16 protein-coding genes are annotated in these 12,441 nt (G+C 64.5%); 2 read left to right on the forward strand and 14 right to left on the reverse strand.

Translation table 11 applies throughout. From position 1 onward, the window contains the following. Positions 1-167: 167 nt before the first annotated feature. Positions 168-1,898: an ATP-binding protein gene (locus BLS60_RS16970; protein WP_092370345.1), complete on the forward strand. Its 1,731-nt coding sequence runs from the start codon at positions 168-170 to the stop codon at positions 1,896-1,898. A 198-nt stretch (positions 1,899-2,096) separates the two neighbouring features. On the opposite strand, the gene BLS60_RS16975 is transcribed toward BLS60_RS16970, so the two are convergent. From BLS60_RS16975 to BLS60_RS17035, 13 genes are all read right to left on the reverse strand, one after another. Then, complete coding sequence (locus BLS60_RS16975) at positions 2,097-3,152, reverse strand: EscU/YscU/HrcU family type III secretion system export apparatus switch protein (protein ID WP_092370348.1); 1,056 nt, start codon at positions 3,150-3,152, stop codon at positions 2,097-2,099. Then, positions 3,152-3,970: a type III secretion system export apparatus subunit SctT gene (sctT, locus tag BLS60_RS16980; RefSeq protein ID WP_070880482.1), complete on the reverse strand. Its 819-nt coding sequence runs from the start codon at positions 3,968-3,970 to the stop codon at positions 3,152-3,154. Before sctT ends, BLS60_RS16975 begins: the two co-directional genes overlap by 1 nt. Positions 3,971-3,973: 3 nt before the next feature. Then, positions 3,974-4,243, reverse strand: a complete 270-nt coding sequence (locus BLS60_RS16985) for an EscS/YscS/HrcS family type III secretion system export apparatus protein (RefSeq protein WP_042556779.1) — start codon at positions 4,241-4,243, stop codon at positions 3,974-3,976. 3 nt (positions 4,244-4,246) lie between these two features. After that, positions 4,247-4,906, reverse strand: a complete 660-nt coding sequence (sctR, locus tag BLS60_RS16990) for a type III secretion system export apparatus subunit SctR (RefSeq protein WP_092370351.1) — start codon at positions 4,904-4,906, stop codon at positions 4,247-4,249. Between the two features lie 130 nt (positions 4,907-5,036). Next, the gene (gene sctQ / locus BLS60_RS16995; protein WP_092370354.1) at positions 5,037-6,056 is read right to left on the reverse strand and encodes a type III secretion system cytoplasmic ring protein SctQ; all 1,020 of its coding nucleotides are present in this window, start codon (positions 6,054-6,056) and stop codon (positions 5,037-5,039) included. Next, complete coding sequence (locus BLS60_RS17000) at positions 6,053-6,532, reverse strand: hypothetical protein (protein WP_070880479.1); 480 nt, start codon at positions 6,530-6,532, stop codon at positions 6,053-6,055. Before BLS60_RS17000 ends, sctQ begins: the two co-directional genes overlap by 4 nt. Next, positions 6,529-7,851 (reverse strand): FliI/YscN family ATPase, encoded by a 1,323-nt coding sequence (locus BLS60_RS17005; protein ID WP_092370357.1) that lies wholly within the window; start codon positions 7,849-7,851, stop codon positions 6,529-6,531. The genes BLS60_RS17000 and BLS60_RS17005 overlap by 4 nt, the downstream gene beginning before the upstream one ends. Then, positions 7,848-8,432: a type III secretion system stator protein SctL gene (sctL, locus tag BLS60_RS17010; RefSeq protein WP_092370360.1), complete on the reverse strand. Its 585-nt coding sequence runs from the start codon at positions 8,430-8,432 to the stop codon at positions 7,848-7,850. The genes BLS60_RS17005 and sctL overlap by 4 nt, the downstream gene beginning before the upstream one ends. Beyond that, positions 8,429-9,055 (reverse strand): hypothetical protein, encoded by a 627-nt coding sequence (locus BLS60_RS17015; protein WP_092370363.1) that lies wholly within the window; start codon positions 9,053-9,055, stop codon positions 8,429-8,431. The genes sctL and BLS60_RS17015 overlap by 4 nt, the downstream gene beginning before the upstream one ends. Next, positions 9,052-9,831: a type III secretion system inner membrane ring lipoprotein SctJ gene (gene sctJ, locus BLS60_RS17020; RefSeq protein ID WP_092370366.1), complete on the reverse strand. Its 780-nt coding sequence runs from the start codon at positions 9,829-9,831 to the stop codon at positions 9,052-9,054. The genes BLS60_RS17015 and sctJ overlap by 4 nt, the downstream gene beginning before the upstream one ends. After that, the gene (locus tag BLS60_RS17025; protein WP_420831606.1) at positions 9,832-10,152 is read right to left on the reverse strand and encodes a hypothetical protein; all 321 of its coding nucleotides are present in this window, start codon (positions 10,150-10,152) and stop codon (positions 9,832-9,834) included. It lies immediately after the preceding gene. Between the two features lie 102 nt (positions 10,153-10,254). Continuing rightward, positions 10,255-10,455 (reverse strand): hypothetical protein, encoded by a 201-nt coding sequence (locus BLS60_RS17030; protein ID WP_070880473.1) that lies wholly within the window; start codon positions 10,453-10,455, stop codon positions 10,255-10,257. 24 nt (positions 10,456-10,479) lie between these two features. Further along, positions 10,480-11,109 (reverse strand): type III secretion protein, encoded by a 630-nt coding sequence (locus tag BLS60_RS17035; RefSeq protein ID WP_244153430.1) that lies wholly within the window; start codon positions 11,107-11,109, stop codon positions 10,480-10,482. A gap of 108 nt (positions 11,110-11,217) precedes the next feature. Here BLS60_RS17035 and BLS60_RS17040 point away from each other — a divergent pair, with 108 nt between their 5' ends. Beyond that, positions 11,218-12,027 carry a tetratricopeptide repeat protein gene (locus tag BLS60_RS17040; RefSeq protein WP_244153431.1) on the forward strand — a complete coding sequence of 270 codons (810 nt, stop codon included), beginning with the start codon at positions 11,218-11,220 and terminating at the stop codon, positions 12,025-12,027. Positions 12,028-12,041: 14 nt separating this feature from the next. On the opposite strand, the gene BLS60_RS17045 is transcribed toward BLS60_RS17040, so the two are convergent. Continuing rightward, on the reverse strand, positions 12,042-12,440 hold the full coding sequence (locus BLS60_RS17045) for a hypothetical protein (protein WP_244153432.1): 399 nt from the start codon (positions 12,438-12,440) through the stop codon (positions 12,042-12,044). Position 12,441: the final 1 nt, after the last annotated feature.

Here is a 12,441-nt window from a genome sequence, read left to right on the forward strand (position 1 = left end):
GCTTTGGGGGATTTTCTCTTGCCTATTGAAACTGCCGCACTGGCACGTCCCGTGGCCATTCACTTCGATGAACCGCCACGTCAGCCGCATCCGAACATGCACCCGCATCCAGGCCCGCAGCGATTACCCGTGCGCAAAACAACACTAACTCTCGAGGATTTATAGGCATGTATTCGACCATTCTCGGCGCCAGCGCGCCGACCGAGATGCCTTTTGACCACGCCCCCTTCAGCAGCGAAGGCGCATTGCGTTTTGGCGCATTCGTTCTCTACCCGCGCCAGCACCTGCTGCTGAAGAACGGTGAGCCCGTCAGCCTGGGCAGCCGCGCGCTGGACCTGCTGATCGCCATGGCCTCGCGCGCTGGCGAGCTGCTGGAGAAGTCCGAACTGATCGCCTGCGCATGGCCCAAGGTCATCGTTGAAGAGTGCAACCTGCGTGCACAGATCGTCGCGCTGCGCCGGGTACTGGGCGAGGATGAAAATGGTTTCGAATACATTGTCACCGTGCCGGGCCGTGGCTATCGCTTCGTGGCCCGCACCGAGCCGTATCAAGCATCCAGCGAGCCGTCCAGCACAGAGCGCCAGCAATCCTTGCCAAGCCTGATCACTCTGCCGCTGGGCCGTGATGCGGTTATCGAGCGACTCAGCGAGCAACTGCTGCAGACTCGGCTGATCTCGCTGGTCGGCCCCGGCGGGATCGGCAAGAGCACCGTGGCGCTGGCGCTCGGCAACCAACTGGCGGAACAGATGCCCCACGGCACCTGCTTCGTCGACCTCAGCGAAACCAGCGACGACAGCCGCATTGCGCAGGCGCTGGCCGAGGCGCTTGGCCTGCAGCCGGGCAACGATCCGTTGCGCGATGTGGTTCAACACCTGCAACAGCGCCGTCAGCTGCTGATTCTGGACAACTGTGAACAGGCCCTGGATGGCACCGCGCTGGTCGTGGAAACCCTGCTCAAATGGACGCCCGACTGCGCCATTCTGATCACCAGCCGTGAGCCGCTGCACACCGCTGGCGAGCAGGTCGAGCGCCTGCTGCCGCTGCAACTGCCCGCGGCGTGCGAACACCCGACCAGCGAGCAGGCCCTGAGCTACCCGGCCGTCGCGCTATTCGTCGAGCGGGTGCAGGCCAACGACACCGCTTTCTGCCTCGACGACGGAAATGTGGCGGATGTGGTGAGCATCTGCCGCAAACTCGACGGCATCCCGCTGGATATCGAAATCGCCGCGACCCGCGTCAGCGCCTTCGGCCTGACGCCGCTGGCCGACCTGCTGGATGGCGATTTTCGGCTGCAGATGGAGGGTCGGCGTACCGCGCCCCCACGCCACCGCTCGCTACGCGCCACGCTGGACTGGTCGTACCAGACGTTGCCCCCAGCCGAACAGGCAATGCTGCGTCTGGTGGCGATTTTCAATGGCACCTTCACGCTGAATGCAGTGCGCGCAATCGTCGAAGGTGACGAGCAGCTGGCCGGCGACCCATTGCCGCTGATCGAGAGCCTCGTCGATAAATCGCTGTTGATCGCCCACCGCGACGACACCATGAAGTACTACCAGATGCCCAAGACCGAACGGCTCTATGCGCTGGAGAAACTCGACCAGACCGGCACCACCCAACGCATCGTCGCGCGTCACGCGGCCTATGCCCTGGCGGTGGTAAAAAAGGCCGCCAGCCAGCTCGACACCGTGGTGCCGGATGCCTGGAAGAACCTCTACGGTGCGGAAAGCGACACCATTCGCTCGGCGCTGACCTGGGCTTGCTCCACCGACGGCAATCAGTCTCTGGGCCTCGAACTGACCCTGGCGGCTCTTGGCCTGGGCCCCTACCGGGATCGCTCGTCGCGGCCTCGCGTGGAGCAGCCGCACGATCAGCCGGTAGATCGACGAAAGGCTAGTTGAGCGGCGGCGCTCTATAAGCGTTCGGGACGACGGGCGAGGGATCAGTTGGTAGGGCGGAAGACGCTTTACCTACGCGGCCCGCCCTTTCCACCGCTCTTCAATCGCGATGGTGGACAAAAGAGCGTTGTCCACCCCACGGTCGCTCGCGACTCTTTCAAGCATCGCTGGCGACGCTGATTACAAAATCACGCCGGGCCATCAGATCAGCCGCGCGGCGACCAGCGCATCGGCCACCGGCTGGAAGGTGTTGGCCGGAATCGGTTCGCCTTTCACCGCACGTTTGGCGATCTCCCCGGCCAGCTTGGCATCGGCGCTACGCGGCACGCCGAGGCTCGCCGATTGCGCCTGCAGCGCCTTGGCGTCCTCCCCGGAGGCGATGCACACCAGTACCGGCACAGGCGTTTCGCCGCGCACGTAGCGCACGCCAACCAGCCAGCCGTCTTCGCTGCCGATCATCAACGTGGCGTGCGCGATGCCGACCTTACGGCTGCTCAGCGCCTGCATCTCGCGGCGCTGACGCTGGCGTTCACGCTTGATCAGCGGATCACCGTCCATGTCCTTGCGCTCGCGTTTCTGCTCGCTGCGGGTCATGCGCATCTCGCGCTGGAACAGCCAGCGCTGCAGCAGCACGTCGACGATGCCGATCACCAGGTACGTGACGATCACCGTGGCCACCAGCGGCTTGAGCAGCAGGAAGAACACCGACTCGATGCATCCGGCGCCACAGCGCGACGACTCCATTAGCGCCTGCAGGGCGATACGACCGACCACGTAAAAAGCGATCGACAAGACCAGCACCTTGAACAGGCTCTTGAGGAACTCAATCACGTTGCGCATGGAAAAGATGCGCTTGGCGCCTTCCACCGGGTTGATACGCGCGATGTCTGGTTTGATCGGCTCGCCCGAGAACAGCACGCCACGCATGGTCACGATATTGGTGAGTATGACGCACACCACGGTTACCCCGAGGATCGGCAAGGCGGTGCGCAGCAGCACCTGCTGAGCGCTCTCCAGCAAGCGCGGCCAGACCGTGGCGAAAGGCTCGACGTAGATGGTCGCCGCCAGATCGAGCAAGGCGCGCACCCGCGACTCGGCGATGCTGGCCAGAAACGCGATGCACACCGTGCAGCCAAGCAACACCACGGCCGAGACCATGTCCTGACTCTTCGAGACCTGGCCCTTCTGGCGCGCCTCGCGCAGTTTCTTGTCGGAGGCCGGCTGGGATTTTTCCTCGCTGCCGCTGTTGCCTGCCATCAGGGCTCACCGAAACCGGACAGCGTCTTGAGCACCTCGACGGTACCGCGGAATTCGGCCAATTGTTCGAGCATCAGCGGGATCAGGAAGCCGCAGTAGAGCACCATCAGAAAGGTGAAGATGAGGTTCTTTACCGACAGCGAGAGGTCGAAGATATTCATCTGCGGCGCCATGCGCGACAGGTAGGCGAGCATCATGTCGACCACCAGCAGGGCAATGATCAGCGGCGCGACCATCAGCACACCGATGCGCATTACCTGATCGAGAATCACCAGCACCGCCTCCAGTGCCGAGCTGGCGATCACCGGGGTGAACGCGGTGACGGGCCAAAGCTGATAGCTGTGATAAAAGCCGTCGACCATCAGGATAAAGCCGCCCGACATAAAGAACAGCGTGATCAGCACGACGCTGAGCAGCGTCGCCGTGACCCCCGCCTCGCCGGCACCCGACGGGTCGACCAGTTGCGCCATGGTCGAGCCGCGTTGCAGGTCGACCAGCTCGCCAGCCACCTCGGCGGCCCAGAACGGAATACCGAACAGCAGACCCACCGTTACGCCGATGAGGAACTCCTTGACCATCAGACCGGCAAGGAAAAAGCTGCCGTAATCCTCCAGCGCGGTGAGCGCGGAAAACGCCGGCAGGAACATCGGCGCGGAGATCGCCACCGCCACGCAGCTGCGGATCATCCCGGTCAGACCCAGGCGATTGAACGCCGGCGTGATGAACACCAGACCCAGCGCCCGGCATACCGCCAAGGCGGCCGCCGAGATCACCGGATAGGCGATCTCGGCGATGCCCAGGCCGATGTCGGCATCCATGCTCTAGCGTGTCCAGGCAGGGAAATTATCCAGCACGTGGCTCGCCAGTGCCGCCACCTGGGTTGCCAGCAAGGGGCCGATCAACACCAGCACCAGCAGCACCGCCACCAGCTTCACCGCTTGCGGCAGGGTCTGATCCTGGATCTGCGTCAACGCCTGCAACAAGCCGACACCCAGGCCGATCAGAATAGCCACGCCCAAGGCGGGCGCGCTGAGCAGCAGCACGGTCATCAGCGCCTGCTTCATCAACGAAAGAAAGACATCCTGGCCCATGCTTTACCCTCCTCCATAACTGAGGATCAGGCCGTGCATCAGCCGTGACCAGCCGCTGACGGCAACGAACAAGAAGATCTTCAAGGGGATCGAGATCAGCGTCGGCGACACCATCATCATGCCCATGGCCATCAGCACGTTGGCCACCAGCAGGTCGATCACCAGAAAGGGGATGTACAGCAGAAAGCCGATTTCGAAGGCGCGGGTCAGTTCGGAGCTGACGAACGCCGGAATCAGCACCACCAGATCATCGTCGCGCAGATCGGCGCGGGCCTCCTCGGACCATACGGTCTCCGTGGCCGACACAAAGAACGCGCGCTCCGAAGGGTTGGCGAAACGTGACAGGTGCGTCTGCAAGGGCGCATGCAGCGCATCGCCCAGCTCGCGTAACTCCTCGGCGTTCTGCAGGCTGATCGAGCGACCCTCCACCTCGCGGTACATCTCGCCGATCAGCGGCGTGGTCACGTACACCGCAAGGATCAGGGCGATACCGTAGAGCACCAGGTTTGGCGGCGTCTGCTGCACGCCCAGGGCGTTACGAATCAGGAACAGCACTACGGATATTTTCAGAAAGCCGGTGAGGGTCACCACCGCCAGGGGAATCAGACCGATCGTGGTAACGACCAGAATGATTTCCAGCAGGTTCGGCTGGTAATCCGTCATAACAGGCAGCTGAAAAACGTTACCGAGGCAGTCAGCGCAAGGCAAAAGGAGGTGAGAAAGCGGAGCTTACTGGTGTAAATGAGCATTTCGAGCCTCTTTTTAACGCCGCGATGGCAACGCAGGTAGTTTTTCAGCAGCCTGATGGGCTGGCGAACCGGGTCAGGCGCACACCCAGCCCATCACCGATGGCGACCAGTTCGCCGCGCCCTATGCAGCGGCCATTGACCATCAGCTCGACCCGCTGCGCATCGCCTTCCGGCAGGGTCAGCACACTGCCCTCGCCCAGCTCACGCAGTTGCCCCAGGGGCATCTCCAGGCTGCCGATCTGACAGATCACCGTCAGCGGTACATCGTCCAGTTGCGCGTCGTCGGCATCGTGACCCATGGCGTTCTCCGTGGTCGGGTTGATCGGTTGCAAGGCTTCGAGCAGTTCCAGGCGGGACTGCTGGCGCTTGAAACGGGCCTGTCGGTGACCGCCGCCCAGCACCAGCAAACCATCGGCATCCGTTGGGCAATCGAGCATCAGCACATCGCCCGGTTGCAGGCTGCGCAGCTCGGCGAGGCTCAGCGATTGCCAACCGCGCTGCAGCCCCAAACCCAGGTGTAACGCAGGGAGCGAATGACGCGCCGATTGCAGGTAACGCTCCAGCAGGCTGGCAACGGCTTCGCCGGCAGCGGCACTCAGCTCCAGGCTGAGAAGGCCCAGCGGCTGGCCGTCCACCTGCAGCTGCAGGGTTAGCGTTAAATCCCCAGGCTGCGGGTCGGTATCCAGACTCAGCGTCTCGCCCAGTAATTGCTCGAGTGGCTCGATCCATGGCAGTAACGCCTGTTCGAACAACACGCTCTGCAGCGTCGGCGGCAGGCTGTGAAAATCCCGCTGCAACGCGACGCTGCTCAGCAAGCGTTCCAGCAGGGGTACATCGAGGTGTAACTGCAGCGCTGCCGAGCCGAGCCGCGCTGGTATGACCAGCTCAGCGCACCCATCCAATGGCGCTCGGATTACGCTGACCTCGAGTTGCTGGCCGTTCACCTGCCCCAGCCAAGGCTGACGGCGACGCAGCAGGCGGTTATGCAAGGCCTGCTGCGCGGGGTCCAATTGCGGTAACGACGGCAACAGCGGCGCGGGGAGCGACGACTGCAGACAATTCATCGACGGTTAGCTCCGTGGGGGCGGTCTTCGCTCAGGCTTTCCTCGATCGCCTCGGCGGCCCGCTGTTGAGCGCGCTGATAGCGCTGCAGCAGGGGCTCCAGCGCTTCGCATTGCAGTTGGCGGCGCAACCACACCTGGTGAGCCTGGTCGCGATCGGCTTGCACGTCGGTCAGGTTGCGCGATGCCTCATCGGCCTGCTCGGCCAGATGAACGCGCTGCGCCTTGAGGGCGTCGAGCAGATCCAGCGCATTGCGATACTGGCCCACTGGCAAGGCACCTTCGCTGAGCAGGCGCTGCAGCTGGAGGGCTTCCTCTTCGAGCAGCGCCAGCGCCTCGCCAACCTCGGCTTGTGCCTTGGCCAGGCGCAAGGCCGCCTCCTGACAGCGCACGCGCCAGATAGCCAGTTGCGCCTCGGCACGGCGCTCGCGCAGGCGACGCAGATCGTCCAATTGCTGCACCGCGTGGGGGCGGGTCATGCCAGCACCTTGCGCAGCGCGCTTTGCGTATCGTTGAAACTGCTCGGCTCGGCGGCATCCTGGCGCAGGAACTGCTCGATGGCCGCCTGCCGGCTGATGGCTTCGTCGGCCAGCGGATCGCTGCCGGCCACGTAGTCACCAGTGCGCACCAGCAGCTCGATTTCGGCATGCCGGGCCATCAGGGCGCGCAAATGACCGGCCAGCTGTCGCTGCTCGGGCTCGACCACACGATCCATCAGGCGGCTGCGGCTCTGCAGCACGTCAATGGCCGGGAAATGGTTGCGCTGGGCCAGCTCGGCACTCAGCACCAGATGCCCATCGAGGATCGAGCGCACTTCCTCGGCCACCGGGTCGAGCGAGGCATCGCCTTCGGTGAGTACCGTATACAACGCCGTGATACTGCCGTTGGCCGCTGGCCCGGAGCGCTCCAGCAGGCGCGGCAAGGCGGAAAACAGTGACGGCGGATAACCGCGGCGGGTCGGCGGCTCGCCAATCGCCAGGCCGATCTCGCGCTGGGCACGGGCGAAGCGCGTCAGGCTGTCGAGCAACAGCAGCACGTGGCGGCCCTGGTCGCGGTGGTACTCGGCATGCGCAGTCGCCACCAGCGCGGCCTTGACCCGCTCGGTGGCTGGGCGATCCGAGGTGGCGACCACCGCGACGGTGCGTGCCCGTGCTTCGGCGCCAAGATGCACGTCGAGCAGCTCGCGCACTTCACGGCCGCGCTCGCCGATCAGGCCGATGACGATCACCTGGGCCTCGCTGCGCCGTACGATGCTCGCCAACAGCGACGATTTGCCCACGCCGGGCTCGCCAAAAATGCCCATGCGCTGACCACGCGCCACGGTGAGTAGCCCATCGATCGCGCGGATGCCCAGCGGCATCGGTTCTTCGATCAGTTGTCGGGAAAACGGGGCTGGCGGGTCGGCTTGCAGCGGATAGCGCTGCAAGCCGCTGACCGGCGGACCGCCATCCAGGCAATCGCCCAACGGCCCGATGACTCGGCCGAGCAAGGCATCGCCGACCAGCACGCTTTGGTTTTCGCCAGTGGCGACGATTTCAGTGCGGGTCGACAACCCTTCCAGCGACCCGACGGGTGAAAGAATCGCCTCGTCGCCCTCAAACCCCACCACCTCGGCCGTCAGCACACGCCCGGTAGCCGGGTCGCTGAGCCGGCAAAGCTCACCAATCCCCACGTTGGGTACGCTGGCCTGGATCAATGTGCCGCGAATGCTGCGGATACGCCCGCGCAGGGGCCGTGGTTGTGCATCCTCCAACCGTGCACTCAGGGTGGGCAGCAGATCGCTCAAAGCGGCGCTCATGTGCCGGCCTCCAGCACACCGGGCAGTAACGCCTGGCGCAGCCCCTGCAGTTGGGTGTGCAGATCCAGCTCGACACTGGCCTGAGGACTGCTCAAACGGGCATGACCGGTGGCAAGGCTGTCATCCGCCTCCACCTGCAGACGCTCGCCCAGATCGGCAAGCTGCGCGCGGACGCCGTCGAGACGCTCGGGGCGAACCTGCAGGCGCAGCCGCTGTGCCTCGCGGAACGCCGACAAGGCGCGGCGCGTGCACAGCGCCAGGCGCGTGCTGTCATCCAGCTCACCGATTACCTGACGGGCGATGCCCAGCGCCAGGTCAGTCATCTGCGCCTCCAGGCTGGTCAGGTAGTCATCGACCTGGGTCGCCGTACGGGCCAGCAACTCGGCAGCTTCGCGCTGCCCCTCGGCACGTCCTCCTGCCAGGCCTTGCTGGTGCGCCTGGTCGCGCAACTGCTGCAACGTCTGTTCGGTTTGTTCGGCCTGCTCGCGGGCGGCTTGCAGAAAGGCGTAACCGTCGATCCATTGTGCGGCCTGTTCAGCCCGCACGATGCGTTGCCCCGGTTTGCTCGGCAGCGTACTCATGCCGCGCCCCGCTGTTCATCGGTGGTCAATGCGCTGGCCACCTGGCGCACCCGCTGAATGTCCGCATCACGGCCTGTCGACAGCGGCGCGGCAAGATCGAAGCGCAGGCGCAACCAGGCTTGCAGCGCAGCCGACTGGGCCGCCAACCAGGCATCCACACAGCGCTGGCCATCCTGGTCGATGGCTGCCAGCAGCGCATCACCGTCGAGAATCACCTGGGTGCCGGCAGCCGGTTCGCGCCAGCCTACGGCGAGGTCGTAAATCTCGTCGCCGAGATGGGCGCGCAGCGATTGCACCACCGCGCCGCGAATTTCCCGAGCCAGGGAAGCGGCGTGCTGGCAGGCGCCACACGCCAGGGCGAGGCGGGCGAAACGTTGCGGAGCCAGCAACACGACGGGCAGGTCTTCATCGACGACCTGCCCGGCATTGGTCAGAGGTTCGAGCCCGTAGTAGGAGACGAGCAAACCACTGACCCGCGAGGCGAAGCGCGGCTGTTTCGCCAGGTTGATCGCCTGTGCACGCGGCACGGCACCGAGCAGCGCAGCCTCGAGGCAGTCCTCGGCAACGAACTGTAGGGGTTGAGCCACTAGCGCGCGCCAGGTATCACGCAACGCCTGGCTCATTCGCTCTCCCTCAACACGTAGGTGCTCTGGCCCTGGCGCTCGCGCCACAGGTACCAGGCAAGCGCCCCGCCAACACCGATCAGCACAAGCAGCAAGCCGAAGAACAGCGTACGCGCCCGCGGCACACTCTCATCGAGCATCCAGATGCCCAGGAAGGAACTCAGCGGCGGCCGGGCATCGTCACGCAGGTTGCGCATCGCCGCCTTGATGGCGGTAACCGAGACACCGTCATAATTGAGGCCGGAAATGCTGTTGGCGACCAGCGTCTTGATCTGCGGAATCAATTGATCGACGTCGGTATCCGGCTCGTAACGGATCAGCACCGATGCAGACGAAGGCGAAATCACCCGTTTGAGCAGGTCGTTATCGGGTAGCACGACATGGACGCGCGCCGACAGCACACCATCGATCTGCGACACGGTGTGCGACAGCTCCTCGCTGAGGGCATAAACCATCTGCGCCCGCTCCTGCACCGGCGAGGACACCAACCCGTTGTTCTTGAACACCTCGCCCATGTTGGAAAACTGCTGCTGGGGCAAGCCGGCCTCTTCGAGCAAGGCAACCGCATCGGAGAGGCGCTCCTGCGGCACGCTGACGGTGATTCGGCCGTCCTCCTGCACGTTGCGCTGAGCGGCGATGCCCTCACGCAGCAAGGCTGCGACCATGCTGTTGGCTTCGCGCTCGCCGAGGTTGCTGTACAGCACCATGCCGTCACAGGCTTGCAGCAGCAGCGTCAGCAGCAACAGCGCGACCAGCCGAAAAGGATGCCCGCGCATTCACTGCCCCCTTAGCAGGGTGTTGGCAGAGCCGGAAATCTGCGTAGCGCCGCGCACCACCATCTGGGTTTCAATGGAGTAATCGAACACCCGGCTTAGGGAGCCGACCAGCCGATCAATCTGCTGCTCGTTGACCTTGCCGGGCTCGACGCCAGCGCCCTTGTCCACCGGCGAGCTGCTGACGTAGGGCGTGCGCTCCACCGCGGCGCCTTCGGAAAAGCCACGCGAGCGGTCGATGAACCCATTGAGCCGTTCCATCAGGTTTTCACCGATCTGGTTCGGGCTAGCGCCCTGCGGCATGCCCTTGGCCTGGCTGGCCATGTGCTCGAACAGGTTCTGCGAGACCTGGGCGACATCCTGGCCGGCGGCCGTAGGGGCCGCCGTGGCGACTGCTGCGCTGACTGTCATGGCCGATCCCCGTGGTTATTCTTCGTCGTCCGCGGTGGCTTCCTTGAGGATCTCCTGGGCGCGCGGCATGACGATAAACTGGCCGCCGAGGATGATCGCCTGGGTGACCATGTCATTGGTGAGCTCGTCCGCCTGGGCGTTTTCCAGCGCCTGGTCGAATTCGGCCTCAGGGGTGTTCTCTACCGTGGTGTTGCCATCTACCGAGCTGACTGCCATGGGAACTCTCCTTTCATCTGACGTTTATTCGTCCGCACTCTTGACCACCTGAATGCCGGCACTGCCGCGAAATACCCGCACACCCCGTTCGCGAACCACTTCAGGCTGGGCCATCACCGGCCCTTGGAGCTGATCGATGCGTTGCTGAACCAACGCCATGTAGGGCGGTGGTCCGGAAATCAGCATGCCGTCGCCATGAAAACTGCTGCGCAGGGACAGGTGCTTGCCTGCAACCCCCAGTTCGTCCAGCGAGGCCTGCAGCTCGTCGAGCTGAAAGCCGCCGGGTTCGAACTGGCGGATCTCGATTTCTTCCTCGCTGTTCACGTGCAGCATGTTGCCGTCGAAAAACCAGGTCAGGCCGCCGTTGCTGCACAGCGCGTCGAGAAATTCACCGGCACTGGAAGCTTTCAAATTGCTCTGCGCGCGGCCTTTCACCCGGTTTGAAATCGCCATCGGCAAACCAAGGTTGCGACCAAAGGCCTCCAGCGCACTGCGCAAATCCTGATTGATCACCACGTATGCGTAGGGCTGCTCGAACCACTGCGGTGTCGCTTCGGCCCGAGCCAGCCCGGCACTGCCTGCGAGCAACAGCAGGGACAGCGCCAGACCGCGCCTGACGAAACCACTATCGGCGCAGGCAGGTCGATGAAACAACTGCCGGCCGGCAACAATCACAAGATTTCGCAGGCGCTTCACAGATGCCGTCGAAGATGGCTCTATAGAATGCCCAGCACGTGCAGGATCAACCCAGGAGCACCGCCTTTGCCGCCGATTTTCTCCCGCCACATTCTGCTGCTCGCCAGTCTCGCCCTGGTTGGCGCCTGCAGCAGCAACGCGCCCAGTAATACCCCGGCAGCAACGAGCGATGACGCCTACCAACGTCTGATGAAACTGGCGGGCGATGTCGAAACCCGCGGTGACCGTGGCACCGCCGCCACCCTGTACCAGCGCGCGGCGGAACAGCCCGGCGCCGGTTTCGAGGCCTGGCAGCGGCTTGGCGAGGCTCGCCTGGCCAGCGGCAATCTGCCGGGCGCCGAACAGGCCTACCAGAAAGCTGTTGCTCTGGAACCGGACAACCCCATCGGCCTGCTGGGTCTGGGCACTGCGCAACTGCGCCTCGGGTATCCAGAGCGCGCCCAGCCGTTGCTCGCCAGTGCTGCCGAGCTCATGCCGGACAACGTCCAGGCCTTCTCGCGGCTTGGCGCAGCCGAGGCGCAGCTGGGCAATATCGACGCCATGCAGCGTGCCTTCGCCGTAGCCAGCCGACTGACGCCCTCGGACCTGGATGCGCGCAGCAACCTGGCGCTTGCCTACGCCCTCAACGGTGATAGCGCCAAGGCCTTGCGGGAAATCGACGGCGTCGACCGTGCGCCTACCGCACAACCGCGCCACCAGCGCACCGCGCTGCTGGTTCAGGTGCTGGCCGGCACCCAAGGTAAACCGGCCAGCGTGCAACTCGGCGGTGCCAGCACGGCCGAGCGTCGGTCGCTGATCGCCGAGGCGCAGCGTATCGCCGCCATCACCGACCCCGCCGAACGCGCCCGAGCCCTGGGTTTGAGCGCCAACAAATAGACGCTGCCGAGGGCTCATCGCGCACCACCCGAGATAGCGTTCTGCGCCGCTTGTTCCTGCCGACGACGGCGCTTCTCCTCGGTCTCGAAGCCTTCCAGATAGGACTGCGCCGCCCGGCCCACGGGCGCCGCCAATGTCGGTCCGGTCTCGCGGCCGCGCAGCACGTCACCACGACGCTCAACCATGCGCAGCAGGTTGGCGTTATTCGCACAGCCAAGTGGCAGCGCCAGCACGTCTTCTTCCGGTATCAGCTGGCCGTCGCCATCGTAACGTCGGCACGCCTTGGGAATCAGCAGGCTGCGGCCTTCGGCATCGACCACCCGTTCGAAGCCGGTCTCGTAAGCCGGCGCTGTCAATTCGGTCTGGCACGCGGCGAGCAGAAGACAGGCGCCAGACAGACTTAAACGAATCACG

The sequence above is a fragment of the Phytopseudomonas seleniipraecipitans genome, from assembly GCF_900102335.1.
Taxonomy (GTDB): Bacteria; Pseudomonadota; Gammaproteobacteria; order Pseudomonadales; family Pseudomonadaceae; genus Aquipseudomonas; species Aquipseudomonas seleniipraecipitans.

What these genes read in the sequence shown, in the direction of transcription:
- BLS60_RS17000 (WP_070880479.1), bottom strand. Translation starts at nt 6,532, where the DNA reads ATGACCCGCCCCCACGCGGTGCAGCAATTGGACGATCTGCGTCGCCTG.
- BLS60_RS16975 (WP_092370348.1), bottom strand. Translation starts at nt 3,152, where the DNA reads ATGGCAGGCAACAGCGGCAGCGAGGAAAAATCCCAGCCGGCCTCCGAC.
- BLS60_RS17030 (WP_070880473.1), bottom strand. Translation starts at nt 10,455, where the DNA reads ATGGCAGTCAGCTCGGTAGATGGCAACACCACGGTAGAGAACACCCCT.
- BLS60_RS16985 (WP_042556779.1), bottom strand. Translation starts at nt 4,243, where the DNA reads ATGGGCCAGGATGTCTTTCTTTCGTTGATGAAGCAGGCGCTGATGACC.
- sctL (WP_092370360.1), bottom strand. Translation starts at nt 8,432, where the DNA reads ATGAGTACGCTGCCGAGCAAACCGGGGCAACGCATCGTGCGGGCTGAA.
- sctT (WP_070880482.1), bottom strand. Translation starts at nt 3,970, where the DNA reads ATGGATGCCGACATCGGCCTGGGCATCGCCGAGATCGCCTATCCGGTG.
- sctJ (WP_092370366.1), bottom strand. Translation starts at nt 9,831, where the DNA reads ATGCGCGGGCATCCTTTTCGGCTGGTCGCGCTGTTGCTGCTGACGCTG.
- BLS60_RS17025 (WP_420831606.1), bottom strand. Translation starts at nt 10,152, where the DNA reads ATGGCCAGCCAGGCCAAGGGCATGCCGCAGGGCGCTAGCCCGAACCAG.
- sctQ (WP_092370354.1), bottom strand. Translation starts at nt 6,056, where the DNA reads ATGAATTGTCTGCAGTCGTCGCTCCCCGCGCCGCTGTTGCCGTCGTTA.
- sctR (WP_092370351.1), bottom strand. Translation starts at nt 4,906, where the DNA reads ATGACGGATTACCAGCCGAACCTGCTGGAAATCATTCTGGTCGTTACC.
- BLS60_RS17005 (WP_092370357.1), bottom strand. Translation starts at nt 7,851, where the DNA reads ATGAGCGCCGCTTTGAGCGATCTGCTGCCCACCCTGAGTGCACGGTTG.
- BLS60_RS17015 (WP_092370363.1), bottom strand. Translation starts at nt 9,055, where the DNA reads ATGAGCCAGGCGTTGCGTGATACCTGGCGCGCGCTAGTGGCTCAACCC.
- BLS60_RS16970 (WP_092370345.1), top strand. Translation starts at nt 168, where the DNA reads ATGTATTCGACCATTCTCGGCGCCAGCGCGCCGACCGAGATGCCTTTT.